Here is a 24,556-nt window from a genome sequence, read left to right as displayed (position 1 = left end):
TGCCGAAATGCCTGTGAATGCCCTGTTCCGTGACGATTTTTATCTCTCAACCGTAGAAGCAATCGTCACGGCGGTGCATGAGGATGGCGGCATAGAATTCGACCAGACCTGCTTTTATGCAACGTCCGGCGGCCAGCCGGGCGATAGCGGCTTTCTCGAGCGGGCCGATGGCTCGCGCATCGACCTCGGCATCACGAAAAACGGTGCCGACAAGAGCGTCATCATCCATGTACCGCTCGATGGCCAGCCTTCTCCGGAAGTCGGCGAAAAGCTGACCCTGCATGTGGACTGGCCGCGCCGCTACAAGCTGATGCGCATGCACACCGCCTGCCATCTCTTGTCCGTCGTCTGCCAGTGGCCGATAACAGGTGCCGCCGTCGGCGAGGACGAATCGCGTGTCGATTTCGACATGTCGGAAACCATCGACAAAGATGAAGTGACGGCGAAGCTGATGGAACTGGTGAAAGCCAACCATCCCGTCTTCCTGCAATGGATCACCGACGAAGAACTTCAGGCCAATCCGGGCATCGTCAAATCCAAGAATGTGCGCCCGCCGATGGGCCTTGGCCGGGTCAGCCTCGTCTGCATCGGCGAAAATTCCAGCATCGACAGCCAGCCCTGCGGCGGCACCCATGTTTCGCAAACGCAGGAAGTGGGCGATATTCACATTGCCAAGATAGAAAAGAAGGGCAAGGAGAACAGGCGGTTCCGCATTCGTTTCGGCGCGCCTGAAGCTGCTGCCTGAAATCAGGAGAGACATCGTGAGCACGGATAAGAGCCGTTTCGTCGTTTCGGCGGACTGGGTGGAAAAACAGCTCGGCACATCAGGGTTTCGTCTCGTTGATGCCTCGTGGTATCTGCCGGTACATAAGCGCAATGGCGCGGAAGAATTTGCGGCTGGTCATCTGCCCGGCGCTGTGTTCTTCGATCAGGATAAGATCGCCGACCATACGACCGGCCTGCCGCACTCCCTGCCCTCACCAGAGTTCTTTGCGGAACAGGCTGGTGAGCTTGGCCTCAGCGAAGACGACACGATCGTGGTTTATGACGGTCCCGGTTTCTTTTCCGCACCGCGCGTCTGGTGGATGCTGCGGGTGATGGGCGTGCGTAAGGCCTATGTGCTTGATGGCGGCCTCGACGGCTGGAAGCGTGACGGTCGACCGCTCGAAACCGGCACACCGGAGATCGAGCCCGCAACCTTTACGCCCGACTTCAACGAAAGGCGTGTGACCCCCCTGTCAAGCATGCGCGGTATTGTCGAGAGCGGCGAAAAGCAGATTGCCGATGCCCGTGGTGCCGGACGTTTCACCGGCGACGAAGCCGAGCCGCGTGCGGGCATGCGCTCGGGCCATATGCCCGGCGCACGCAGCCTGCCCGCGACAGCCTTTTCCGAGAACGGCCATTTCAAGGACCTCACCACCATCCGCAAGATGGTGGCAGACGCCGGCATCGATCTCAATCAGCCGGTGGTGACGAGCTGCGGTTCTGGCGTCACCGCCGCCGTCATCACGCTGGCGCTGGAATCGCTCGGCCATCGGGACAACTCGCTTTATGACGGCTCCTGGTCGGAATGGGGCGGACTGGAAGACACGCCTGTCGTCACCGGCCCCGCGGAACCTGTTCCCGTGGTCTCGCATGGGCCTTTGAAGGCGCATGTGACGCAGCTGGAAATGACGTCGCCTCCGAAGGTCAGCCTGCCTATCCCCGTCAATATTCAGACGGCGCTGATGCGGGTCACCGATATTCCCCTGCACTTTTATCGCTATCTTTACTGGCGAGTGGGGAAACGCTGGCATTGGCAGAAGCGCATGCGCATGAGCGACGCCGAACTGTCCGCCGTTCTCAAGGACCCGAAGAACAGCGTCACGGTTCTTTACATCAACGGTGCCGCTGCCGGCTTCTTCGAGTTGAACAAGGCAAGCGACGAGGTGACCGAGCTTTCCTATTTCGGGCTGCTCGAAGAGGCGATCGGTGCTGGCGTCGGCAAGTGGTTTCTGTTGCAGGCGCTTTACGCTGCCTGGCAGGATAACCCTAAACGGGTGACGGTGACGACCAACACGCTCGATCATCCGCGCGCGCTGCATCTTTACCAGATGATGGGATTTTCGCCCGTCGGCACCTATGAGGCCTGGGTAGAGCCGCTGTCCGATACCGAGCTTCTCGAAATCTCATTGCGCAACTGAGGTTTCGGCTCGTTGGGGGCGGCGCATGCCGTTCCCCGACGCCGACTGTCGCGATAGTCAGGCCTTGTCGATGATCAGGTGGGTGGCGCCCTCACCCGCCACCGTTTTGGTGGGGCGATAGCCGAGTGCCGGCAAGTCCAGCCCTTCGAACAGATTTTCGCCCTTGCCGAGAAACACCGGCGCCAGCGCCAGATGCAATTCATCGATCATGCCTTTGGCCATATATTGCTGGATGGTGGAGACGCCGCCGCCGATGCGGACATCCTTGCCGTTTGCTGCCACAAGCGCGCCATCGAGGGCCGCCTCGATACCGTTGGTAACAAAATGGAACACCGTACCGCCCTTCATCGTGAAGGACGGGCGCGCATGGTGTGTCAGCACGAAAACCGGCACGTGATAGGGCGGTTCCTCGCCCCACCAGCCTTTCCAGTTTTCATCCGGCCATGCGCCGCGGATGGGGCCAAACATGTTGCGGCCCAAAATCCATGCGCCGATATTTTCGAAGCTCTTTTCGGAAAAATCTTCGTCCATGCCGGTCGAGCCGCCTTCCTTGCCGAACATGCGGTGGAAGGTGCGGGTCTTGAACGCCCACTGATGCAACTCTTCGCCGTTCACACCCAGCGGGTTCTGCAGGCTCTGGTTCGGCCCCGCGCCATATCCATCAAGCGAAATGGAGAAATTGCGAACGACAACCTTCGGCATGGCACTTTACCTCCCATTCAGGAGGCCAGATCGCCAGCGTCCGGCAATCGACCTCAGATTTCCCGTTCCAGAACGACCGCTGCTGGGATTTGCCCCCCGGCAGCGCCCTTGTCTTCCGTGACAGTGTTCATGAGATGATCGGCAATCAGCTCCGCCTGGAATTTTCCAAGCTCATAACAATAAGTGATCTCCCGCTTTTCCGCCGACCAGTAGACATCGGGACGGCCGCAGGTTCTGGCCGTGAGCTTGACGTCACCCTTCAGACCGTAAGCGCCGAAACTGCGGCTGATGAGATCGAGAACTTTCGATTCCTTGATCATGATGGCGTAGGGTTCAAGCTCGGGATCGCGTGGCGGCATGTAGCTGACGGTGAATTTGGACGGCGTCTGGCTGCGATGGGGGCTAAGGAAACTCTCCCAGGCCGAAGCGACGCGCGGATAGGCAGCAGCGCACTTGTCGAACTCGGCCTTGTCCAGACCCATCATGGCTGCCAGATCGCCATATCCGTCCTTGTCGCGGCCGACCATCAGGCAGGCCATGTTGCGGTCACGGCCTTTCTCGGGAACGAGCGCGGAAAAGACCGGCGCTTCGTGCTCGGGCAAGGTTTCCGCCTCGCGTCCCAGATACCAGCTGTCGGTGGCGTTGACGAGCGCGGTGTCCAGCCATTCCTCGTTGGCCTGAAGAATGAGCGTGCCCGCCAGCTGATCTGCCGGGGCCTGCACGCTGCTGGTTTCCGGCGCGCCGAAATCCGATATCAGCATGCGCGCACCCTCGTGATAAAGCGAGAAGATGGCGTTGCCGATGACGAAATTGACCGCCTGCTGCAGCTGGTCGTCGGACAGGCCATCGAGACCGGCGGCAACCTGTGCCTGAGCCGGGGCCGTCAACGAAACAAAAGCCAGCGGAACGGCGGCCAGAAAACGACGCAACATAAAATCAGACCTTCCGGGAACGAGGAGCGTCACTGATTCCTGATGCAAACGAAACACGCAATGGGCTGGTTGCATCACCTGTCAAGAATCGGGTGGATAGTGCTCCGTTTCGGGATCATAGCTGCAAAGAAGCAACGCCGATCCGAACCAGAGAGAGCCCGCCATGACCGATCTCGTTTTTACAGCAATGCCGGCTAAGGAAGCTGAGGCCTTCCGCGCGGGGGCTGCCGACGCCTATGGCAACCAGCCGGAGAAAGCCGTTTCTCCCGGCGGCATGCCCTGCCGTCATTGCCTTTCCCAGATCGATGAGGGTGAGCAGATGCTGATCCTCGCCTACCGGCCCTTCCCTTCGCTCCAGCCCTATGCCGAAACGGGTCCGATCTTTCTGCACGCTGAGGCCTGCGAGCACTATCCGAAGACGGATGCCGTTCCACCGATACTGGACAGCCCCGACTATATCGTGCGCGGATATGGCGCCGACGACCGCATCGTCTATGGCACCGGCGCGGTGACGGCGACAGGCGAGATCGTATCGCGCGCGCAACATCTGCTGGAACGCGCGGACGTTGCCTACGTCCATGTGCGCTCCGCCCGCAACAATTGCTATCAGTGCCGTATCGACACAGCATAATCGCCGATTACTTACAATTTTAACAGAAGGGCTAAACGGCTTTCAAACTTTGTGCCCCATGATGCAGTTATCGGAAACAATTGATTTGAGTAGCAAAATGACAAACAACCTCAATATGGCGACCCGCAGCGCAACCCGCAGCAAGACGAGGATTTTTGCGACCGTGCACTATTTCAGCCAGTCGACCAGAGGCCGGGTGCTGGACCTCTCCGCCACCGGCATGGCGCTCGAACTGGACGGTACTTTCGCTGCCGCCAAGGGAAGCCGGGTGAAAGTGCAGAGCGAGGATCTCGGCTTCATCGAGGGCGTCGTGCAATGGCAGCACCAGAACCGCCTCGGCCTGCAGCTGAAACTTTCCACCAACACGCTGGCGCAGCTCTCCTCCTATTTCCGCTTCTTCCACGAAGAAGTGAAACCGACGCTCGCTCGCTGATCTGCTCCCCCCGAAAGCCGGAATGCGCTGCCCGGACGAAGCGCATCTCCCGATGTGGAAGCGTGCACATCACGCCCCTATGACAAAAAATTTATCAAACGGTTGAAAACAGGCCTGTCTGTCACCGGCTTGTCATTTTGGTGATGGACTCCTCGGCGATTGCTTCTACCCTGTCCGCTTCTCATGACAGAGCAAGCTTCATCCGAAGGAGTTCCCATGTCGTCGCTTCTCGCTCTCCACCCCGTCACCCGCCGTTCGCTGCTCGGCGGCATTGCTGCCTCTTCGGCGCTGGTGCTGCTGCACCCCTTCGCCGCCCGCGCCGCTGCCAATCAGGCGCATCTGCGCATCATGGAAACGACTGATATCCACGTTCACGTCTTTCCCTATGATTATTACGCCGACAAGCCGAACGACACGATGGGTCTGGCGCGCACCGCCTCGATCATCGGCGCCATCCGCGCCGAGGCCGGAAACTCGATGCTGGTGGATAATGGCGACTTCCTGCAGGGCAACCCGCTCGGCGACTATATCGCCTATGAGCGCGGCATGAAGGCCGGCGACAAACACCCGGTAATCAACGCCATGAATGTTCTGGGCTATGATTGCGGCACGCTCGGCAACCACGAGTTCAATTACGGCCTCGACTATATGTCGAATACGCTGGCCGGTGCCGGTTTCCCCTTCGTCTGCGCCAACCTTACCAAGGGCCAGCTGGCCTCGGATCCGAAGCAGGACGATCTGTTCTTCAAGCCCTATGTCATCCTTGAAAAACAGATCCGCGACGGTGGCGGCGTGACCAGCCCGGTCAAGGTCGGCATCATCGGCTTCGTGCCGCCGCAGATCATGATGTGGGATTCCAAGAACCTCGAGGGCAAGGCCCAGACACGCGACATCATCGAGGCAGCCAAGGCCTGGGTTCCAGCCATGAAGGAAGAAGGGGCCGATATCGTCATCGCCCTTTCCCATTCCGGTATCGACGGCAAGGGCCAGAGCGACCGCATGGAGAACGCCTCGCTTTATCTGGCGGGTGTTGAAGGCATCGACGCGATCTTCACCGGCCACCAGCATCTCGTCTTCCCCGGTCCGAAGACCTGGGACGGCATCGAAGGTGTTGATGCGGTCAAGGGTACGCTTCTCGGCAAACCCGCCGTGATGGCCGGTTTCTGGGGCTCGCATATGGGCCTTATCGACCTGCTGCTCGAAAAGGACGGCAAGAGCTGGAAAATCGTCGATTTCACCTCCGAAGCCCGGCCGATCTACCACCGCGACGATAACCGCAAGATCGTCGCCGACTTCACCGACAAACCGGAAGTCATCGCCGCCGCCAGGGCCGATCACGAGGCTGCCCTTGCCTATGTGCGCCGCCCGGTCGGCAAGACGTCCGCCCCGCTCTATTCCTATTTTGCGCTGGTGGCCGACGATCCCTCCGTGCAGATCGTCTCCAACGCCCAGACCTGGTACATCAAGGACATGCTGAAGGAAGGGCAATATAAGGATTTGCCGGTGCTTTCGGCGGCAGCGCCCTTCAAGTCCGGCGGTCGCGGCGGTGCGGATTATTATACCGATGTCCCCGCCGGTGACATTGCTATCAAGAATGTCGCCGACCTTTATCTTTACCCCAATACGGTGCAGGCGGTGCTGATCAATGGCGCGCAGGTAAAGAACTGGCTGGAAATGTCCGCCGGCATGTTCAACACGGTCGAGGCTGGTGCGAAGGACGCACCGCTGCTCAACGCAGATTTCCCATCCTATAATTTCGATGTCATCGACGGTGTCACCTATCAGATCGACATTTCCAAGCCGGCGAAATTCGACAAGGACGGCAAAGCGGTCAATCCCGACAGCAGCCGCATCGTCAACCTTCAGTTCAACGGCAAGCCGATCGATCCCGAGCAGAAATTCGTGGTAGCGACCAATAATTACCGCGCCGGCGGCGGCGGCAAATTCCCCGACATCGCCGCCGACAAGGTAATCTTCGTGGCGCCCGACACCAACCGCGACGTGATCGTGCGCTATATCATCGATCAGGGCACCATCAACCCGTCAGCGGATGCCAACTGGTCCTTTGCGCCGGTTGCCAATACCTCCGCAATCTTCGAGACCGGCCCGAAAGGCCGCCACTACGCCGCCGAGATCAAGGGCGCGAAAATCGAGGATGCCGGCGACGGTGCAGAAGGTTTCGCGAAGTTCCGTCTGGTTCTCTAAGAGAACCCTGCGCTCCAGGCGATAAATAGCCGGGAGCTTTCTTCAATCGCGGTTGGGTTTATGTCCGACGTCATCGATCCGGGTTGCCGATTGTATAGCGCAGGGGGTGCGGCAGGTTTCTTCTCCCCGAGGGGGAGAAGGTGGCCCGAAGGGTCGGATGAGGGGGCAAGGTTGCCGGATTTCGGAGAGCTTGCCCCCTCATCCCGCTGCCGCGACCTTCTCCCCCTCGGGAGAAGAAACAAGCGGCACTTTCACAGACCTATTTCAACAGCCAATGTCACTCAGCAGCGACAGCAATATTCCGCTGCTTGTTCGCTTCGAGCATACCACTGAAATCCTTATGATTCGGACATGCCGACAGACGCTGTTGAAACGCCGTGGCCAACCACTGGCCGGCGGGTCCGGCCGGTGAATCCACCCGGCGGAGCGCAAAAAGTGGATATTCCCCCTGCTCATAGGCCTCGAGTTCGAGCGCCTTCAGGCTGCCATTGGTAAGATCGTTGCGAACGATCGAGGCGGGCAGACCGCCCCAGCCGAGACCGCCCTTGATAAGCTGGTATTTGGTGGCGATATCGCTGACCCGCCATGTCTTGTAGGACAGCACGTTGAAATCACGGCCCTTTGTCAGCCCCGACGCATCGGTGACGACCAGCTGGACCTCTTCACGCACATCCGAAAGGGTCAGCGGCCGGTCGATCTGCGCCAGCGGATGATCCGCAGCGACGACCGGCAGCATGAAGGAATGGCCGACTTTTTCGGCGACGAGTTCGTCATCCTGGCGCATCAGCGCCCCGCCGATGCCGATGCCCGCCTTGCGGGAGAGCACCATGTCCATGACCATACCCAACTCACCGACATTGAGGCTGAGACTGACCGTTGGGAACTCCTTACGAAAATCCCGCAACACCGCCACCATGGCCTCCGCCGGAACCATGGTGCTGATGGCAACGGAAAGCTCCGCTTCAAGCCCCTGCTTCAGCCCCTTGGCCCGGGCGCGCATTTCCTGCAGGCCGGCGACGATGCGCCTTGCATCCTCCAGCATGGCGCGGCCCTCGTCGGTCAGCTTTGGCTGGCGCACGCCGTTGCGCTCGAACAGGGTGACTTCAAGCTGGGCTTCCAGATTGGCGATGGTGTAGCTGACCACCGACTGGGCGCGATTGAGCGCCCGCGACGCGGCGGAGAAACTGCCGGTCTCGGCAACGGTCAAAAATACCTGCAATTGGTCGAGCGTCGGGTTCGCGTCCATGTCCCATCCATTTCATCGATAGATGGCTTTCATATTATCACAGTTTTCTTGATGGCAGTAATTTTTCATATAGGGGCAAAGGAAGGGCGTCGTGCTCTCCCGCCCTCCCAAGGCGCCCGTCAATTCATCGCATATGCAAGGAAAGACCATGTCCAACATTCTGCTCATCACCTCCAGCCCGCGTGGCGACGAATCGGTTTCGAACAAGTTTTCCGGTGAACTCGCGAACAAGCTGAAGGCCAAGTCGGCGGCGAATACCCTTGTTCACCGCGATCTCGCCGCCGATCCCATTCCGCACCTCGACACCGTCAAGACGGCTGCAATCCGCAAGCCGGCCGACCAGCGTACAGCTGAAGAAGCGATTGCGGCCGACTATTCCGACAAGCTGGTTGCCGAGCTTATGGCCGCCGACACCGTCGTCATCGGCACCGGCCTCATCAACTTCAACATCTATTCCGGCCTGAAGTCGTGGATCGATAACGTCGCCCGCGCCGGTCAGACCTTCCGCTACACCGAAACCGGCCCGGAAGGCCTTGCCAAGGGCAAGAAGGTCTACATCGTGCTAGCGGCTGCCGGCGTTTATTCCGAAGGCCCGGCCGTATCGATGAACCATGCCGTTCCTTACCTCAAGACCGTTCTCGGTTTCATGGGCATGACCGATGTGGAAGTGATCTATGTCGAAGGTCTGGCATTCGGCCCGGAAGCCGTCGAGAAGGCCATTGCCGCCGCCGGCGCCAAGGTTGCCGAACTGGCACAGGCCGCCTGAGGCACGTTAAGGCGGAACTGACACCGGCGGGATTGCCGGTGTCAGCCGACCCACATTCCAAAACGGCCGTGGACCTGATCCCGGCCGTTATTTTTTGCCGCATATAGCCGCGCATCGGCCTCCGATAGAAGTGCGCGGAAAAGCTGCCCGTCCTCGAAGGCCGTGGCGACGCCGATACTGACCGTCAGCGGCGAACCATCGGGGCGGCGCAGATCCGCCAGGATCGCCACCCGGATACCTGCCGAGAAGGCAAGTGCGGCCTCATGGGCCATTGCCGGCAGGAGCGCCACGAATTCCTCGCCGCCGAAGCGGTATAGATGTCCATGCGGCTGTACGCTGCGTTTCAGCACGGCGGCGAATTCCCGCAATATTTCATCGCCCTGCAGATGGCCGAAGGTATCGTTGACGGTCTTGAAATGATCGATATCGACGATCAGCACGCTGACCGGCCGCTGTTTCTCCAGGCATTCCACGACGACCGAGGGCGCATCGAGTTCCATGCGGGCACGGTCCGACACGCCGGTCAGCATGTCGCGCCCCGAGCGGGACAGAAGCTCCTCGTAACGCTCCCTGAACGTGAGATCGTTGAAGACATCGGCGACGCTGCGGCGTGTCAGAAAGCGGCCTTTGGTCGATGTCAGGTTGAGATAAAGCGCGAACAAGACCGAATAGATGCCGACCGCGACCATCTTCGCCTTCCAGCCATCGTAAAACACACCGACCGGCGCATCGAACAAATATCGCAATGCCCCGTAAAAAGCCGCCTGATCGAAGCTTAAAATGACGACACCACAGATCGCGAAGCGCAGCACGATATGGCGCTGGAAATACCGCCCCAGCTTTTCGTAAAGCAGGATGATGGCGATGGCATCGACATAAAGAATGCTGGTGCCCCAGACCATCAGCACGCCCATCTCATCGAGAAAACCGGTATCGACCGACTGTCCGGGGACGATCGCCACCGTCTGATGAAACCGGACGATCTGCGCCATGATGACGGTCAATATATTGCCGAGAAACAGGCCGTAGATAGGCTGGCGGACAACGGCCGCATCCTCGCGCATATAGAGCATCAGGATCATCATCAGCTTGCCGGCAAACAGGATGGAGGAGCCCGGCGACGCCACGCCAAAAGGCAGGCCGACGTAAAAGACGGCGGCCAGATAGGTTTCCAGAAAATGCATAACACCCAGCGCGGTGAGAAAAACACCGATGCCGAGAATATGCCGGTAATGAAGGAATGCCGTCATTACCGAAAAATAGACGATGGCCTCCGTCAGGAAGAGGGCCAGATTTGCCCATTGCATCGGCACACGCCCTATCGATCCACATCACGCCGGTCTATCGGCGCGACTCCATGCCCTTCAAGGACGATAGGCCTAAGCAACCAACGGAATCTTAATTTAGAGAGTAAGAAAACGTCATCATTTTCCTGGGAAAAGCGACGCGCCGTTCTGGTCGATAATCAGTTTCGCCTTGCGGATCGTAAACTCCACCGCATCGTCCATGCTGCTGAAGACGTCGGCGCGCACGAATTCATGCACCAGCACTTCATCGCCGACCTTTTTCTCGATACGGCCGGCCAGACGAAACTGGCCGCCCTCCTTCATCGGCGTCGCGTAGATCAGATAGTCGCCATGTGCATGCGGCTCCGCTTGCGCCGTCTTTTGCGGCGCGTCGGACGGCTGGCCGGAGCCGAAGGCCGAAAGGATTTTGGAAAAAAACGATGCCATGGCTTTTCACTCCCTGATCTGTATCGCATTCGAAGGGCGGATATGCCCCGCCCTTCCCTGTCGTTCTTCCCCGATCAGATGATCAGGTTCGACAGGATGTCGTTTTCGGTAATATCCTCATAACCAAGGCCTGCGGCCTCGAAGCGCTCCAGAAGCCCTGCGAAGTTTTCCTGCGCATTGGTTTCGATACCAATCAGGATCGAGCCGAAATTGCGGGCCGATTTCTTCAGATATTCGAAACGGGCGATATCGTCATCCGGGCCGAGCAGGTTGAGGAAATCGCGCAAAGCGCCGGGGCGCTGCGGCAGGCGCAGAATGAAATATTTCTTCACGCCAGTGTAGCGCATGGCGCGCTCTTTCACGTCCGGCAGACGTTCGAAATCGAAATTGCCACCGGAAACAACGACAATAACTGTCTTGCCCTGCAACTTCTCGCGGCCGAGTTTCTCCAGCGCCGCAATGCCCATCGCGCCCGCCGGTTCCAGCACCACGCCCTCAAGGTTCAGCATCTCGATGATCGTTACGCAAATGGCGTTTTCGGGAATGAGCGAAACCTGCTCTGCCGGAAAATCCTTCAGCGCCGTGAAGTTCAGATCACCAATGCGGGCAACGGCGGCACCATCGACGAAATTGTCGATCTTGTTGAGCGTCACCGGCTCGCCGCGTTCGAGGCTTCTTTTCAGGCTCGGCGCGCCCTCCGGCTCGCAGAACACGAAATTGTCCTTCTGAACCGTGCCGGCGAGAAAACCCGTGAGGCCCGCAGACAGACCGCCGCCGCCGACGGGCATGACGACGATATCAGGCTTCGTGCCTTCGGGAAGCTGATCGATGATTTCGGCGGCAACCGTCGCCTGGCCTTCGATGATGTCCTCATGGTCAAACGGCGGCACCATGTAGCCGGCGCTCTCCTCAACGTATGCGCGGGCAGCAGCGTAACACTGGTCGAATATATCGCCTACCAGACGGATCTTGATGAATTCGCCGCCGAAGATGCGGGTCTTGTCGATCTTCTGCTGCGGTGTCGTCACCGGCATGAAAACGACCCCGTGAACGCCGAAATGGCGGCAGGCGAAAGCAAAACCCTGGGCGTGGTTGCCGGCCGAAGCACAAACGAAAACCTTGTCCTTGCCGGCCTTGGCCACCGCCTTGCGGAGAAAATTGAATGCGCCTCTAATCTTGTAGGAACGGACCGGAGACAGATCTTCACGCTTCAGCCAAATCGACGCGCCATACCGACGGCTGAGATGTTCATTCAACTGCAACGGCGTTTCCGGGAATATTTCCCGCACTTCCCGCCGCGCTGCTTCCACAAGCTGCTTGTCCACGATAGTCAATCCATTGAAATTCATAATGGCACCCGCTATGCCATAGGAAGGCGTCGGAGACAAAGACTCATTTCAGCGCGGCAACGAACTCTGGGTTTCATCTCTTGAACAGCAACCTTCTGCGCTCGGTCATATATGTTTCGTCCATCTTCGGGCTTTACATGGCGACGGCCATGTTTCTTCCCGCGCTGACCGACCTTTATTACGGCAATGACGACTGGACGGTCTTTGCGCTTTCCGGTTTCATGTGCGGCGGGTTTGCGCTTGCCTGTGCGCTTGCGACGCGCGGGCCGATTGCCGCCTTCAACAAACGTTTCGGTTTTCTCCTGGTCAATATCCTGTGGCTGGTGTTTTCGATTGTCGGCGCCGTGCCGCTTTATCTGTCCGAGCTTGATCTGACGCTCGGTCAGGCCCTGTTCGAATCCGTCTCCGCCATTACGACGACGGGATCAACCGTCATTTCAGGGCTGGACAACGCACCGCAGGGCATCCTGCTCTGGCGGTCGCTGCTCTGCTGGCTTGGCGGTATCGGTATCGTCGCGCTTGGCCTGTTTATTCTGCCGCTGCTGCGCGTCGGCGGCATGACCTTCTTCCGCATGGAATCTTCCGATACCGGCAACGACCGACCGTTTGCGCGACTGGCGAGCTTCACCCGGGCTTTCGTAGCGATCTACATTCTCATGACACTGGCCTGCACCATCGCTTATGATTTTGCCGGCATGTCGCATTTCGATGCGCTGAACCATGCCATGTCGACCGTCGCGACCGGCGGCTTTTCCACCCATGACGCCTCTTTCGCCTATTTCGACAATACGGCGCTGTTGTGGATCGCCACCATCTTCCTGATCTTCGGCAGCCTGCCCTTCTCGGTGATGATCCTGCTTGCCGTGCGCCGCCGGCTGGAAACGCTGCGCGATCCGCAGATCGCCGTCTTCCTCGGTTATCTCTGCGCGATTTCGATTGCGGTCGGGGTTTATCACCACCTTAGAAACGGCGTGCCGCTGAATGATGCGCTCAGCCATTCCTTCTTCAACATGACGTCGATCCTGTCGACCGGCGGTTTTGCGAGCGACGATTACACGCTCTGGGGGCCATTCGTCGTCGTCGTCGCCTTTTTTGCCACTTTCATGGGCGGCTGTTCCGGCTCGACGGCCGGTGGCATCAAGGCCTATCGCTTCCTCATCATGTTTAACGTCGTGCGGGCCGGGCTGAAAAAGCTGATTTATCCAAACGCCGTCTATTCCGTGCGTTACGGTCAGCAGGTGGTCGATCCCGACACAATCAGAACGATCTTCCTTTTCGTCAGTTGTTTCATTGCTCTGTGGATTGCCGGCAGCCTCGCCATGAGCATGATGGGTTATGATTTCCTGACCGCCACTTCGGGTGTTGCAACGGCGCTTGCCAATGTCGGCCCTGGCATCGGCCCGATCATCGGGCCTGTCGGCAATTTCTCCACGATCAGCGATCCGGCGCTTTATCTGCTGTCGGTGATGATGCTGCTCGGACGTCTGGAAATCCTGACGGTTCTGGTGCTGCTGATGCCGATTTTCTGGAAGAGCTGAGATCGCTGCATTAGCGCAAATAAAGCGCTTGACCTTCCCACGTTGGAATAGTCCAGGCTCTCCCTGTTAGAATTCCAAACCATGGAGAACCGCCTATGTGCAATGGCCATCAGCACCACCACGAAACCACCACTGCTGCCCCTGTCGGCGCAGACCTTTCCTTTCACGTTGAAGACATGACCTGTGGTCACTGCGCCGGTGTTATCAAGGGCGCGATCGAAAAGACCGTTCCCGGTGCTGCCGTGCATGCCGATCCCGCAAGCCGCACCGTTGTGGTCGGCGGCGTCTCCGACGCGGCACAGATTGCCGAAATCATCACGGCTGCTGGCTATACGCCGGAAGCACGCGCCTGAACTGAAGAACACCGGCGGCGCTTTATCCATGCCGCCGCCGGATCGCCCTACCCGCTTCACGTCGAATTTGCGTGACGGCCATCGGACGACTTGAACGTTCGTTCTTCTTATCTCCCCCAGACGGCGGATGCCCTCTCCCTTTTTGATCAGGGATGACGGTGGAGGTTTTCCCGAATTTTGAAATCCGTGTTTTCAGGCACCGCGCGTCAGTCGTACCGCATTTGACGCTAAAAATTGCATATGCGCATGCCGTCAACCCGGAGGAAAACCGGGGCCAGCGCCATCAAGTCCTTGATCGCGAGAGACTCATTTCTCACAGCGCAGACGCGCCGTGGCTGGATGCCGGCTCAAGGCCGGCATGACGGAGAAAATCCTGCGTCCCTACCATCACAAAGACCCGGCTCTTGCGAACCGGGTCTTTATTTTTCGGCAATATCACGCCAGCTCACTTCGTCGCCAGATCCTTGGTCATGACAAAGTAGTTGAGCGGATGGGGCTTGTAATTCTCAAGCTTGGCGGAATAGGCGTCGAACACCGTCTCATGGATGAGGAAGACGGAGACGGCTTCGTCGTAAATCTTCTTCGCTGCTTCGCTGTAAATGGCGTAACGCTTGGCGGGTTCGGCCGTCGCATAAGCGGATTTGATCAGCTTGTCGGTCGCCTCATTGCAATAATGCGAGATATTATAGCTGCCGCCGCAGGTATAATCGGCATTGAGGAATCCGGCGGGTTCGGCAACATCGGTGGCATAACCGCGCGACAACAGTGCCATATCGAACTTGCCGGCCAGAAGATCAGGCTCAATTGCGCTGTAATCGGCAACGCGAACATCAACCTTGATGCCGAGCTCCTGCAACTGCGCCTGAATGATCGCCGCGACATCCTTCAGTTCCGTCTTTGCCGTATAGGCAAGCAGCGTCACCTTCAGGCTGCCGGGTGCAATGCCCGCTTCCTTCAGCAGATCCTTGGCTTTTTCCACGTCATAGGCAGGCTTGGCCTCCTTTGCAGCCCATGGCTCACCCGCTGCGAACGGCATGGCCGCGCCCTTGACCGCACCTTCATAAATGCTGTCTGCAATGCCGCCCGTATCGATGGCGGCCTGGATCGCCTGCCGCACTTTGAGATTGTCGAAAGGCGGCCTGGAGTTGTTCAGCAACAGCTCCGTGATGCGGGGCGACGGGATGGGCGCGACCTTGACGCCGTCGGTTGATTCGATGGTCTTGACGGTCCATGGCGGAACGAGGCGCGAAATCTGTGCTTCCCCGGTTCGTGCCTGGGTGGCGCGGGTATCGGCATCGGGCACGAAATTTACACGGCCGCCCGAAAGCTTCGGCATACCGCCCCAATAATCATGATTGGCCATCAGCATCATATGCTGACTGGGATCGACCTCCGTGATCTTGAATGGTCCGGTGCAGGTGCCGACAGGATCGACCTTGCCGTCCTTATAGGCTGATGGTGCGAGAATGGAGGTGGCGGGGCTGGCCATCTGCGCCGGCAGCAGCACCGATGGCTCGAGCGTCGTTATCTTCACGGTATCATCACCGCCTGCTTCGACGGCAGCGATCAGCTTGGGTGAAAAGGCGCGGGCCGGAACCGGGGCCTGCAAAAGATTGGTTAGCGCATTAACCGCGGCCTTGGCATCGAGCGCTTCGCCATTCTGGAATTTGACGCCCTTGCGCAGTTTGAATTCCCATACCTTAGGGCCGGTCTGTGTCCAGGATTCAGCCAGACTTGGCTCCAGTTTCATGTCGTAACCGACACGTACCAGGCTTTCGAAACAACCCGCGCGGGAGCCGAGATAAGCATCGTCGGACGCCATCTGCCAGCCGGTCTTCACCCCGAAATTATCGTCATAGGTAATCGTGCCGGCCTTTGCCGCGTCGGCTCCGAACGAGGTCACGATGGCGCATGTCGCCAAAAGTGCGTGCTTCATCATAGAATATTCCCCTTTTATTTTTGATGATAACGCTCACAATTCATTTATTTTCATGAAATTCCCGATTAAATTTCCTCAAGTCAAAAGACAAAAGAATATCCAGTGGATATTCAACGAATATCCATCTGAATATCATTTATTTTATTGCTCTATACTCGGAATTTAATTCCGATATTCAACCTCAGACACACGATTCATCTGTTTTTACAAAAGCACAAAACCGCAACTGCTTTATGGCTCAACCCCATTCCCGCCAATGGTGGCAACGCGCGAAATGCTCTCCCGCAACACCCTCCAGCACCGGCTCTTTTTCGCTGCATATCGGCGTCGCATATTTACAGCGGGTGTGAAATTTGCAGCCGCTCGGAGGATTGAGCGGGCTCGGCAAATCGCCGTCCAGCAGCATTTCCGGCGCATAAAGGCCGGTTTCATCCAGCATCGACGAAGCGATCAAAGCCTTGGTGTAGGGATGTTTCGGCGCACGAAAAAGCTCTTCCCGGTCGGCGATTTCGACGATCCGCCCGAGATACATCACGGCGATACGATCGCAGAGATAACGCACCACGCGCAGGTCATGGGAAATCATCAGAACGGTCAAACCATGGCGGCGTTTCATGTCCATCAGCAAGTTAAGTATCTGCGTGCGCATGGAAGCATCAAGCGCTGAGGTCGGTTCGTCGCAGACAAGGAAGCTTGGATTGAGCAGAAGCGCGCGCCCGATGACGACGCGCTGCAACTGCCCGCCGGAACACTGGCTCGGATAACGATCGAAAAAGGAAGCATCGAGACCGACTTCCTCCAGCATCCTGAACACACGTGCTGTGCGCTCTTCCCGTGTGCCAACGCCGTGCTGGGCCAGCGGCGCTTCCATGCTTTGCCCGATGCGCATGCGCGGATCGAGAGCGGAATAGGGATCCTGAAACACCAGCTGCACGGTCCGGCGCATGCGCCGCAGCGTTTCGCCCTGCATGTGCAGAATATCGTGTTCGCCGATGCTGACCTCGCCTTTCGTCGCGTGGGTCAGGCGGGTAATCAGTCCGGCGACGGTGCTTTTGCCGCATCCGGACTCACCGACGAGGCCGAGCACTTCACCCTCACCAATGGTCAGGGACACATCGTCGACGGATTTCACCACCCGGTGACCGAGGCCGGAGATCGGATAATATTTGCAGAGGTTCCTGGCGACCACATAGGGGTGGCTTTTGTTATCAGGTGATGGCGGGGTCTGTTTTACAGCTGTCAATTGCATTGTCCCCTCCTTCAGCAGATCGCGTGATTTGTATGACTATCGGCATGCTCGTCGCCGACCGCCCAACACCGCGCCTTGCGCCCTTCCGGCAGGGCATTCAGATCCGGTTCCGACGCCATGCATCGGCTACCCATGCCGGCCGATTTGGCAAGCGCGCAGCGTGGATGGAACCGGCAGCCGCAGGACATATCATGCGCCTGCGAACTCGATCCGGGGATCGTCAGCAACTGTCCCTCGCTGTCAGTGGTCAGAAGCGAGCAGCTGATCAGCGCCTTGGTATAGGGATGCTGCGGCGCCTTGAGGATTGCCTGTGTCGGCCCCTCCTCGACAATGCGGCCGGCATACATCACCGCAATCCTGTCCGCAAAAGCGGCAACCACCGACAGGTCGTGGGTAATGAGCAGCGTGGCCAGTTGCCGCTTGCGGCGTTCGTCATCCAGCAGGCGCAATATCTGTGCCTGAACGGTGACATCGAGCGCCGTCGTCGGTTCATCGGCGATCAGCAGCTGCGGATTTCCCGAGAGCGCTGCCGCAATCATGACACGCTGCGCCATGCCGCCGGAAAGCTCATGCGCGAAACATTGCGCCCGCGCCGATGGATCCGGAATTCCGACGTCGGATAACATGCCGACGACCCGGTTGAGCGCAGCACTGCGGCTCATCTTGCGATGGACCCACAACGGCTCGGCAACCTGCGTCTTCACCCGGCTGGTTGGATCAAGCATGGCCTGCGGCTGCTGGAACAACATGCCGATTTCGGCGCCGCGCAGCGCATCGAGTTGCGAGGATGAAAGAGCAAGAATATCCCGCCCGGCAAAGGTAATGCGGCCGGAGGTGATTTCCACGCCGTGTGGCAACAGCCGCATCAGCGACAGCGCCGTCATGCTCTTGCCGGACCCGGATTCGCCGACAAGTGCAACGACCTCCCCGGCTTTGACTGATAGCGTCAGGCCAGAGATAATGAATTTCCGGCCATTGTCGGTCGGCACCGAAACGTGCAGATCCTCGATCTCCAGAAGCGGTGTCAGCTCCGGGGATATCGCCGTATCGGCATGCGTGTGTCCTTCGATATTCATAAGAGTTCCCCTTATTTTTATTGAATCGGAGGCATTTGCGTATTTTCATGCGGCTTCAGACGATATTACTCTCCTTCCAGTTCCTTTGCGTCTGCAATGTTTGACGATCGTCAAACCGGTCGCTGTCTGTTGACAGGCGTCAATGACCGTTCTGTTTTTTGGTCTCCAGGTTCAGCCCATGGCCGATCCACGTCACACTGAGCGCTGCCAGAAAGATCGCCAGGCCGGGTGCGATGACCAGAACGGGCATGCGTTCCGCATAGGCCTGCGCATCGGCCAGCATCAGTGCCCAGTCGGCGGCCGGCGGCTGCACGCCGAGACCCAGAAACGACAAGCCACCCACCGTGATCAGCTTGTGGCCGAAACGCAGGAACGCCACGGCCGCAATCGGCCAGATCGTGTTCGGAATAATATGCCGGAAGATGATGAAGCGCCGCGTGCAGCCAAGCACTTCCGCCGCGCGGATATATTCGCGGGAATTGATCGACAGCGTCAATCCGCGCGCCAGCCGCGCAAATGGTGTCCAGCCGACAATCGTCAGCGACGCGATCAGGGTACCGTATCCCGGACCGAAGATAGCGACGAGGAAGATGGCGATCACGACGTCCGGTATGGCGATGAGCAGGTCGACAACGCGCATCAGGATTTCATCGAGGATACCGCGGCTGCGGCCGCTGATGATGCCGACGAAGGTTCCGATACCGACCGACAGAATGACGGTGATGGCGGCAATCGTGACCGTGAAACGGCCGCCGATCAGCAATCGGCTGAGCACGTCGCGGCCCAGATGGTCGGTTCCCAGCCAGTAGGTGGCGCTTGGTGCATTCAGCCGCAGGCGAAGGTTCTGCTGTGCGGGATTATAGGGCGATATCCATGGCGCGATGACCAGCAGCAGGATGATGACGAGAAAGATCGCCGATCCCGCATAGAAGGTCCAATGCCGCCGGCTGATGAAGTCCGTGAACCGGCTGAATGTCGACGGGCGCTTAGGGGTAGCGGTCATGGGCGTATTGGTCAGGGGCAAGGCGGCTACCGGCGCGCTCGGGAAGTGGCTAATGGTCATTGTGACCTCGCATTGCTGGATTGATCAGGACATAAAAGCCGTCGGCCAGGGTATTGATCAGGATGGACAGGGCGACGATGCAGATGAAACCACCCTGCAGCATCGGGATGTCGCGATTGACCACGGCGTCATAGAGAAGCCGACCCATACCTGGGATGGCGAAGATGACTTCCACGACCACCGATCCACCAAGCAGGCCCGCGAGCCACAATGCAAAGAAGGTGACGACCGGCAGCGAGCCGTTGCGGACACCGTGCCGCAGGACCGTGCTATGCATGCCGAGACCCCGGCTGCGGGCGGCGGTGATATAGGGTGCACGCAGAACCTCGGCCATCGCCGCACGTGTCACCTGCGTAAAATAAGCGAGCGGGCGCAGCGTCAGGGTCAAGGCGGGAAGCACCAGCGAACGCCAGCTGTCCCATCCCGCCGACGGCAACCAGCCGAGATAGAGCGCAAACACCAGCGCCGACATCGGCGCGAACCAATATTCCGGCGTCGCAACGAAGGTCTGGATCATCAGTGTCGCGAAATTGTCGAGCCGCCCGCCCGGGCGCATCGCCGCCAGTGTGCCGAGCGGCAGGGCAACGGCGACCGCGATTGCGAGCGCCGTCAGCGCCAGCGTTACCGACACGCCGAGGGAGCGCAAAAGCTCGCCGGCCACGGGCTGGCTGCTGGTGAAGGAAAAGCCCAGATCGCCACGCAGCGCGCTCGACAGCCATGCGAAATATTGCACATAGAGCGGCCGGTCGAGCCCGAGGCTTACCCGCAGCGCCTCGACCGCATGCGGATCGAGCGCCGTATCGCGCATGCGTGAAAACAGGATGGTGCGGGCCGGATCGCCACCCGCCATATAGGGCAAAAGAAATGCGATGACGGAAACGATCGTCAGCATCAGGCACAGAATAAGGAAGCGTTGCAATATCTGTATCCACATGGCCCGGTTTCCTTCACCACAATTGGCATTTGCTGCAATCGACGATCAGTTCCCGATGGGAACAGCTGTTTATTTCATGAGACGTGATAATTCCGTCGCCACGCCGGAGGTGCCCTTCAGCATTCCGGAGCGCTTGGGCACAACCGCCACCGGAACAAAATCGGGATCTTCGGATTGCGCCAGATCCTGAATGATCGGGCAATCCGGCTCGCCATTGTCCGGGCAATAGGTTGCGAGATTTCGAAGCGTGTCGGCCATGTCGCGGAGCGAATGCATCTTCGCTTCCAGATCCACGACATGTTCCATGACGATGCGTTTGACATCGCAGGACGCACCACCGGGATCACGCCACAGCATCATCAGCTGCCTGATCTTTTCTATCGAAAAACCGAGGTCGCGTCCGCGCCTGATGAAGCGCAGCGTTTCCAGATCATTGGCCGTATAGACCCGGTATCCGGCATCCGTGCGGTTTGCCGATTTGATCAGGCCGATCATCTCGTAGTGGCGGATCATCTTTGCAGAAACACCTGAGGCGGTGGCGGCGGTGCCGATATTCATGGATCCTGCTCCTATCTGTCCGGGGTGAAAAACACGTCTGCATGAATGTCGGCGGTGCGCATACCCCGCGCCACCAGTTGCGGCACGGTCGCCTCGATCATCGCCGGCGGTCCTGCAAGATAGGCCTTCCAGCCATCAAGATCGTCGAAATCATCCGCCACCGCATTGCCGACATAACCGCACCGCATCTGCGCATGTGGCTCATTGGAGAGAACCGGAACGAAGCTCAGATTGTCGTGCCGCGCGGTAAGCGCCTCGAAATGATCGACCATATAAAGGTCGCGCAGGGCGCGGGCGCCGAAATAGAAATGGATAGGACGGTCCCGGCCCATGATTTGCCCCGTCGTAAGAGCAGCCTCGACAACCGCCTTGACCGGTGCCAGACCCGAGCCGCCGGCAATGCCAAGGATCGGCCCGCAATGTTTTTCCCGCAGGAATGACGACCCGAAAGGCCCCACCAACGTGACAGGATCACCCGCCTTGGCCTGCGCGAAGATATGGCCGCTTGTCAGCCCACCCGGCACATGCCGGATGTGGAATTCTATCAACTCCTCGTCCACCCGGCTGGCGATGGAATAGTCGCGCGGCGAACAGTCCGGGTAAAGCAGGCGCACATATTGACCGGGTTTGAAGGTAAACTGCGCGCGATCGTCAAGCCTGATGCGGATGAGCTTGATATCATGTGTCGCATCCACGGCTTCCGCCACTACGCCCTCAAAGCGGCCAGTCGGAATATCAGCGAATTCGTCCTCACCGTTGAGCCAACCGATCGTCACGTCGCTCAGCGGCACGGCGCGGCAGGCGAGCGTCAGGCCTTCCGCCTTTTCCTCTTCGGTCAATGAAAAGGGCGTGTGCTTGAGGAGATCGATCTCGCCGGAGACGAGATGCGACTTGCAGGCGCCGCAGCGGCCCATGCGACAACCGTGCGGATAGGTGATGCCTGCCGCCAGCGCGGCCTGAAGCACGGTTTCGCCCTGCGCCGCCATGATGCTGCGTCCGATCTGCGGCAGATAGATTGTGTTGCCAGGCGTCATCATATCCGCCCTCCTATTCGGCCGCTGCGAGCTGCATGCCAGCCGCTTTGTCCACCAGTGGGGCACGGAAGCTTTTCAGGCGCAGCGCATTTGTCAGGACAAATACGCTGGAAAGCGCCATGGCTCCGGCGGCAAGGACAGGCGACAGCAGAACGCCGTTGACAGGATACAATATTCCGGCCGCCACGGGAACGAGTGCTGCATTATAGGCAAAGGCCCAGAACAGATTCTGGCCGATATTGCGGATGGTCGCCTTGGAGAGCGCGATGGCATTGGCAACTCCGCGCAGATCACCCGACATCAACACCACGTCGGCGCTTTCAATCGCGACATCCGTGCCCGTGCCGATGGCAAGGCCGACATCGGCTGCCGCGAGCGCCGGCGCATCGTTGATGCCATCACCGACAAAGGCAACGCGTCGCCCGCCGGCCGCCAGTCTCTTCACGGCCTCGACCTTGCCATCGGGCAGCACTTCCGCCACCACTTCATCGATGCCAAGGCGGCGAGCGATGGCTTCCGCCGTGCGGCGGTTATCGCCCGTGATCATCGTGACTTTGAGACCCAGCGCATGCAGCGCCGCAATTGCTTCCGGCGTCGTCGGCTTTACCGGATCGGCAACGGCAATGATCACGGCCAACCTGCCATCGACGGCGGCATAAAGCGGTGACTGCCCTTCCCTGCCCAGCCGCTCTGCATCGCCGGCGAACATGGAAACATCGTAACCGAGCTTTGTCATAAAGCGATCCGCGCCCGCTTCGACCTTACGGCCATCGACTATCGCCGCCACGCCGAAACCGGGGGTGGCCTCGAAGCCCTCCGCATCGGCAAGCGTCAGGCCGCCATGTTTCGCAGCCTCAACGATTGCCTCGGCGATCGGATGTTCGGAACGGTTTTCGAGTGAAGCGACGAGGCGCAGCACTTCATCCGCGTCGAACCCCTCCGTCGTGGTGAAATGCACCAGTTTCGGCTTGCCTAGCGTCAGCGTACCAGTCTTGTCGACGGCGATAACATCGGCATCGCGCAGCGTCTGGAGCGCATCGCCGCGCCGGAACAGCACACCCATTTCGGCGGCGCGGCCGGTGCCGACCATGATCGAGGTGGGCGTGGCAAGGCCCATGGCGCAGGGACAGGCGATGATGAGGACTGCAACAGCGTTGACAAGCGCGAAGGTCAAAGCCGGGTCCGGCCCGAACACGAACCAGACGACGAAGGTGATGAGCGCCGCCAGCATCACCGCCGGCACGAACCAGTTGGTGACCTTGTCCACCAGCGCCTGAATGGGCAGCTTGTCGGCCTGCGCTTCCTCGACCATGCGGATGATCTGCGCGATCAGCGTATCAGCGCCCACCTTGGTGGCGCGGAAGGTGAAGGAGCCATTGCGGTTGACCGTGCCGCCGACGACCTCGGAACCCGCGGTTTTCGTCACCGGGATCGGTTCACCTGTTATCATCGATTCATCGACATAAGAGGAGCCATCGAGCACAAGGCCATCGACGGGCACCTTTTCGCCCGGACGAACGACAATCACATCACCAGTCTGTACATCCTGTAACGGCACATCGATGGTTTCGCCATTGCGCAGGACGCGGGCCGACTTGGCCTGCAGGCCGACCAGCCGCTTGATCGCCTCGCTGGTGCGGCCCTTGGCGCGCGCCTCGAGAAAACGGCCAAGCAGAATGAGCGTGACGATAACGGCCGCCGCCTCATAATAGACATTGGCCGTGCCACGCGGCAGGATTTCCGGCAGGAAAGTCGCGACCACCGAAAATCCCCAGGCGGCGGCAGTGCCCAGCACCACCAGCGAATTCATGTCGGGTGCGAGCCGTAGAAGTGCGGGTATGCCCTTCTTGAAGAACCGCAGACCGGGTCCGAAAAGAACCAGCGTGGTCAGCGCAAATTGCAGATACCAGCTTTCCTGCATACCGACTGTTTCCATCACGAAATCATGGATGGCTGGCACCAGATGCGAACCCATCTCCAGCACGAAAACCGGCAGCGTCAGGGCAACGGCCACGGCAAGGCTGATTTTCAGACCCCGCAATTCGGCTTCGCGCCGGTCCGGCTCATCACCCTTGGCTTTGTCCGTGGCGACCTCACTTGCTTTATATCCTGCCTGCCTGATTGCTTCGGCCAGTCTGGCGGCAGAGACGGCACTGCCGGCAACGCGGACGGTGGCGCGTTCCGTCGCGAGATTGACGCTTGCATCGGAGACACCGGCAACAGCCTTCAGCGCCTTTTCGACGCGCCCGACGCAGGAGGCGCAGGTCATGCCCTCAATATCGAGTTCGATGGTTTTCTCATCGACGCCATATCCGGCATTCCGCACGGCTGCGATGACAGCCATCACATCGGGCGGGCCGGAAAAGGCAATATCGGCGCGCTCGGTAGCGAGATTGACCGAGGCCTTGAGAACCCCCGGCACTTTAGCAATCGCCTTCTCGACACGACCGACGCAGGAGGCGCATGTCATGCCATCGATCGCAATCTGATGACTCGCCCGGACCTCTATTTGTGACATGCGTATGACCCCTCTTTTCTTTATATCGAAAAAGATAGGGCTTCCCATCGTGGCAAGGTCAATAGGTTCTTTTTGATGATTTTCAAGAAGAGATGACGTGCACGTGAACGGGCG

At 59.1% G+C, this 24,556-nt stretch carries 22 protein-coding genes; 8 read left to right on the top strand and 14 right to left on the bottom strand.

Annotated elements, in window-relative coordinates:
* The first annotated feature begins 7 nt into the window (after positions 1–7).
* Positions 8–745 carry an alanyl-tRNA editing protein gene (locus JZX89_RS01415; protein ID WP_207132871.1) on the top strand — a complete coding sequence of 246 codons (738 nt, stop codon included), beginning with the start codon at positions 8–10 and terminating at the stop codon, positions 743–745.
* 16 nt (positions 746–761) lie between these two features.
* On the top strand, positions 762–2,183 hold the full coding sequence (gene sseA, locus JZX89_RS01410; RefSeq protein ID WP_207132870.1) for a 3-mercaptopyruvate sulfurtransferase: 1,422 nt from the start codon (positions 762–764) through the stop codon (positions 2,181–2,183).
* Positions 2,184–2,240: 57 nt separating this feature from the next.
* Here the strand turns inward: sseA and JZX89_RS01405 are convergent, their stop codons facing one another.
* Entirely contained in the window at positions 2,241–2,885 is a 645-nt protein-coding gene (locus JZX89_RS01405) for a dihydrofolate reductase family protein (protein WP_207132869.1), read from the bottom strand.
* A 53-nt stretch (positions 2,886–2,938) separates the two neighbouring features.
* Entirely contained in the window at positions 2,939–3,817 is an 879-nt protein-coding gene (locus JZX89_RS01400) for a DUF4344 domain-containing metallopeptidase (RefSeq protein WP_207132868.1), read from the bottom strand.
* 163 nt (positions 3,818–3,980) lie between these two features.
* Between JZX89_RS01400 and JZX89_RS01395 the strand changes: the two genes are divergently transcribed.
* From JZX89_RS01395 to JZX89_RS01385, 3 genes are all read left to right on the top strand, one after another.
* On the top strand, positions 3,981–4,448 hold the full coding sequence (locus JZX89_RS01395; protein ID WP_207132867.1) for a DUF1203 domain-containing protein: 468 nt from the start codon (positions 3,981–3,983) through the stop codon (positions 4,446–4,448).
* A gap of 97 nt (positions 4,449–4,545) precedes the next feature.
* Entirely contained in the window at positions 4,546–4,881 is a 336-nt protein-coding gene (locus JZX89_RS01390) for a PilZ domain-containing protein (RefSeq protein WP_149897850.1), read from the top strand.
* Between the two features lie 216 nt (positions 4,882–5,097).
* Entirely contained in the window at positions 5,098–7,086 is a 1,989-nt protein-coding gene (locus JZX89_RS01385; protein WP_207132866.1) for a bifunctional 2',3'-cyclic-nucleotide 2'-phosphodiesterase/3'-nucleotidase, read from the top strand.
* A 277-nt stretch (positions 7,087–7,363) separates the two neighbouring features.
* Here the strand turns inward: JZX89_RS01385 and JZX89_RS01380 are convergent, their stop codons facing one another.
* Positions 7,364–8,332 carry a LysR family transcriptional regulator gene (locus JZX89_RS01380; protein ID WP_207132865.1) on the bottom strand — a complete coding sequence of 323 codons (969 nt, stop codon included), beginning with the start codon at positions 8,330–8,332 and terminating at the stop codon, positions 7,364–7,366.
* A 148-nt stretch (positions 8,333–8,480) separates the two neighbouring features.
* Between JZX89_RS01380 and JZX89_RS01375 the strand changes: the two genes are divergently transcribed.
* Positions 8,481–9,098 carry an FMN-dependent NADH-azoreductase gene (locus tag JZX89_RS01375; protein WP_207132864.1) on the top strand — a complete coding sequence of 206 codons (618 nt, stop codon included), beginning with the start codon at positions 8,481–8,483 and terminating at the stop codon, positions 9,096–9,098.
* A gap of 41 nt (positions 9,099–9,139) precedes the next feature.
* Here the strand turns inward: JZX89_RS01375 and JZX89_RS01370 are convergent, their stop codons facing one another.
* The 3 genes from JZX89_RS01370 to ilvA all read right to left on the bottom strand — a co-directional run bounded on the left by JZX89_RS01370 (position 9,140) and on the right by ilvA (position 12,180).
* Positions 9,140–10,405: a GGDEF domain-containing protein gene (locus tag JZX89_RS01370; protein WP_174372734.1), complete on the bottom strand. Its 1,266-nt coding sequence runs from the start codon at positions 10,403–10,405 to the stop codon at positions 9,140–9,142.
* Between the two features lie 117 nt (positions 10,406–10,522).
* The gene (locus JZX89_RS01365; RefSeq protein WP_174372735.1) at positions 10,523–10,831 is read right to left on the bottom strand and encodes an HlyU family transcriptional regulator; all 309 of its coding nucleotides are present in this window, start codon (positions 10,829–10,831) and stop codon (positions 10,523–10,525) included.
* Between the two features lie 74 nt (positions 10,832–10,905).
* On the bottom strand, positions 10,906–12,180 hold the full coding sequence (gene ilvA, locus JZX89_RS01360; protein WP_207132863.1) for a threonine ammonia-lyase: 1,275 nt from the start codon (positions 12,178–12,180) through the stop codon (positions 10,906–10,908).
* Positions 12,181–12,260: 80 nt separating this feature from the next.
* Between ilvA and JZX89_RS01355 the strand changes: the two genes are divergently transcribed.
* Together JZX89_RS01355 and JZX89_RS01350 are read left to right on the top strand one after the other, a co-directional pair.
* Complete coding sequence (locus JZX89_RS01355) at positions 12,261–13,718, top strand: TrkH family potassium uptake protein (RefSeq protein ID WP_188355900.1); 1,458 nt, start codon at positions 12,261–12,263, stop codon at positions 13,716–13,718.
* A gap of 95 nt (positions 13,719–13,813) precedes the next feature.
* The gene (locus tag JZX89_RS01350; protein WP_153513554.1) at positions 13,814–14,071 is read left to right on the top strand and encodes a heavy-metal-associated domain-containing protein; all 258 of its coding nucleotides are present in this window, start codon (positions 13,814–13,816) and stop codon (positions 14,069–14,071) included.
* A 445-nt stretch (positions 14,072–14,516) separates the two neighbouring features.
* Here JZX89_RS01350 and JZX89_RS01345 read toward each other — a convergent pair whose 3' ends face one another.
* The 8 genes from JZX89_RS01345 to JZX89_RS01310 all read right to left on the bottom strand — a co-directional run bounded on the left by JZX89_RS01345 (position 14,517) and on the right by JZX89_RS01310 (position 24,442).
* A complete protein-coding gene (locus JZX89_RS01345; RefSeq protein ID WP_207132862.1) occupies positions 14,517–16,010 on the bottom strand; it encodes an ABC transporter substrate-binding protein in 1,494 nt (497 codons plus the stop codon).
* A 238-nt stretch (positions 16,011–16,248) separates the two neighbouring features.
* Complete coding sequence (locus tag JZX89_RS01340) at positions 16,249–17,259, bottom strand: ABC transporter ATP-binding protein (protein ID WP_153513552.1); 1,011 nt, start codon at positions 17,257–17,259, stop codon at positions 16,249–16,251.
* A gap of 11 nt (positions 17,260–17,270) precedes the next feature.
* Complete coding sequence (locus tag JZX89_RS01335; RefSeq protein ID WP_149897860.1) at positions 17,271–18,335, bottom strand: ABC transporter ATP-binding protein; 1,065 nt, start codon at positions 18,333–18,335, stop codon at positions 17,271–17,273.
* Positions 18,336–18,474: 139 nt separating this feature from the next.
* Positions 18,475–19,398 carry an ABC transporter permease gene (locus JZX89_RS01330; RefSeq protein WP_153513551.1) on the bottom strand — a complete coding sequence of 308 codons (924 nt, stop codon included), beginning with the start codon at positions 19,396–19,398 and terminating at the stop codon, positions 18,475–18,477.
* Positions 19,388–20,332: an ABC transporter permease gene (locus tag JZX89_RS01325; protein WP_149897862.1), complete on the bottom strand. Its 945-nt coding sequence runs from the start codon at positions 20,330–20,332 to the stop codon at positions 19,388–19,390. The genes JZX89_RS01330 and JZX89_RS01325 overlap by 11 nt, the downstream gene beginning before the upstream one ends.
* Positions 20,333–20,401: 69 nt before the next feature.
* Complete coding sequence (cueR, locus tag JZX89_RS01320; protein ID WP_149897863.1) at positions 20,402–20,890, bottom strand: Cu(I)-responsive transcriptional regulator; 489 nt, start codon at positions 20,888–20,890, stop codon at positions 20,402–20,404.
* Positions 20,891–20,901: 11 nt separating this feature from the next.
* Positions 20,902–21,924 (bottom strand): 2Fe-2S iron-sulfur cluster-binding protein, encoded by a 1,023-nt coding sequence (locus JZX89_RS01315; protein ID WP_207133080.1) that lies wholly within the window; start codon positions 21,922–21,924, stop codon positions 20,902–20,904.
* 13 nt (positions 21,925–21,937) lie between these two features.
* Positions 21,938–24,442: a heavy metal translocating P-type ATPase gene (locus JZX89_RS01310; RefSeq protein ID WP_207132861.1), complete on the bottom strand. Its 2,505-nt coding sequence runs from the start codon at positions 24,440–24,442 to the stop codon at positions 21,938–21,940.
* Positions 24,443–24,556: the final 114 nt, after the last annotated feature.

The organism is Agrobacterium burrii, assembly GCF_017313405.1.
Lineage (GTDB): Bacteria > Pseudomonadota > Alphaproteobacteria > Rhizobiales > Rhizobiaceae > Agrobacterium > Agrobacterium burrii.
This window is presented reverse-complemented; position numbering and strand designations above follow the sequence as displayed.

Bases quoted from the DNA above. Each gene is read 5' to 3' on its own strand.
- JZX89_RS01415 (WP_207132871.1), top strand. From the start codon at position 8: ATGCCTGTGAATGCCCTGTTCCGTGACGATTTTTATCTCTCAACCGTA.
- JZX89_RS01405 (WP_207132869.1), bottom strand. From the start codon at position 2,885: ATGCCGAAGGTTGTCGTTCGCAATTTCTCCATTTCGCTTGATGGATAT.
- JZX89_RS01400 (WP_207132868.1), bottom strand. From the start codon at position 3,817: ATGTTGCGTCGTTTTCTGGCCGCCGTTCCGCTGGCTTTTGTTTCGTTG.
- JZX89_RS01395 (WP_207132867.1), top strand. From the start codon at position 3,981: ATGACCGATCTCGTTTTTACAGCAATGCCGGCTAAGGAAGCTGAGGCC.
- JZX89_RS01390 (WP_149897850.1), top strand. From the start codon at position 4,546: ATGACAAACAACCTCAATATGGCGACCCGCAGCGCAACCCGCAGCAAG.
- JZX89_RS01385 (WP_207132866.1), top strand. From the start codon at position 5,098: ATGTCGTCGCTTCTCGCTCTCCACCCCGTCACCCGCCGTTCGCTGCTC.
- JZX89_RS01380 (WP_207132865.1), bottom strand. From the start codon at position 8,332: ATGGACGCGAACCCGACGCTCGACCAATTGCAGGTATTTTTGACCGTT.
- JZX89_RS01375 (WP_207132864.1), top strand. From the start codon at position 8,481: ATGTCCAACATTCTGCTCATCACCTCCAGCCCGCGTGGCGACGAATCG.
- JZX89_RS01370 (WP_174372734.1), bottom strand. From the start codon at position 10,405: ATGCAATGGGCAAATCTGGCCCTCTTCCTGACGGAGGCCATCGTCTAT.
- JZX89_RS01365 (WP_174372735.1), bottom strand. From the start codon at position 10,831: ATGGCATCGTTTTTTTCCAAAATCCTTTCGGCCTTCGGCTCCGGCCAG.
- ilvA (WP_207132863.1), bottom strand. From the start codon at position 12,180: ATGAATTTCAATGGATTGACTATCGTGGACAAGCAGCTTGTGGAAGCA.
- JZX89_RS01350 (WP_153513554.1), top strand. From the start codon at position 13,814: ATGTGCAATGGCCATCAGCACCACCACGAAACCACCACTGCTGCCCCT.
- JZX89_RS01345 (WP_207132862.1), bottom strand. From the start codon at position 16,010: ATGATGAAGCACGCACTTTTGGCGACATGCGCCATCGTGACCTCGTTC.
- JZX89_RS01340 (WP_153513552.1), bottom strand. From the start codon at position 17,259: ATGCAATTGACAGCTGTAAAACAGACCCCGCCATCACCTGATAACAAA.
- JZX89_RS01335 (WP_149897860.1), bottom strand. From the start codon at position 18,335: ATGAATATCGAAGGACACACGCATGCCGATACGGCGATATCCCCGGAG.
- JZX89_RS01330 (WP_153513551.1), bottom strand. From the start codon at position 19,398: ATGACCATTAGCCACTTCCCGAGCGCGCCGGTAGCCGCCTTGCCCCTG.
- JZX89_RS01325 (WP_149897862.1), bottom strand. From the start codon at position 20,332: ATGTGGATACAGATATTGCAACGCTTCCTTATTCTGTGCCTGATGCTG.
- cueR (WP_149897863.1), bottom strand. From the start codon at position 20,890: ATGAATATCGGCACCGCCGCCACCGCCTCAGGTGTTTCTGCAAAGATG.
- JZX89_RS01315 (WP_207133080.1), bottom strand. From the start codon at position 21,924: ATGACGCCTGGCAACACAATCTATCTGCCGCAGATCGGACGCAGCATC.
- JZX89_RS01310 (WP_207132861.1), bottom strand. From the start codon at position 24,442: ATGTCACAAATAGAGGTCCGGGCGAGTCATCAGATTGCGATCGATGGC.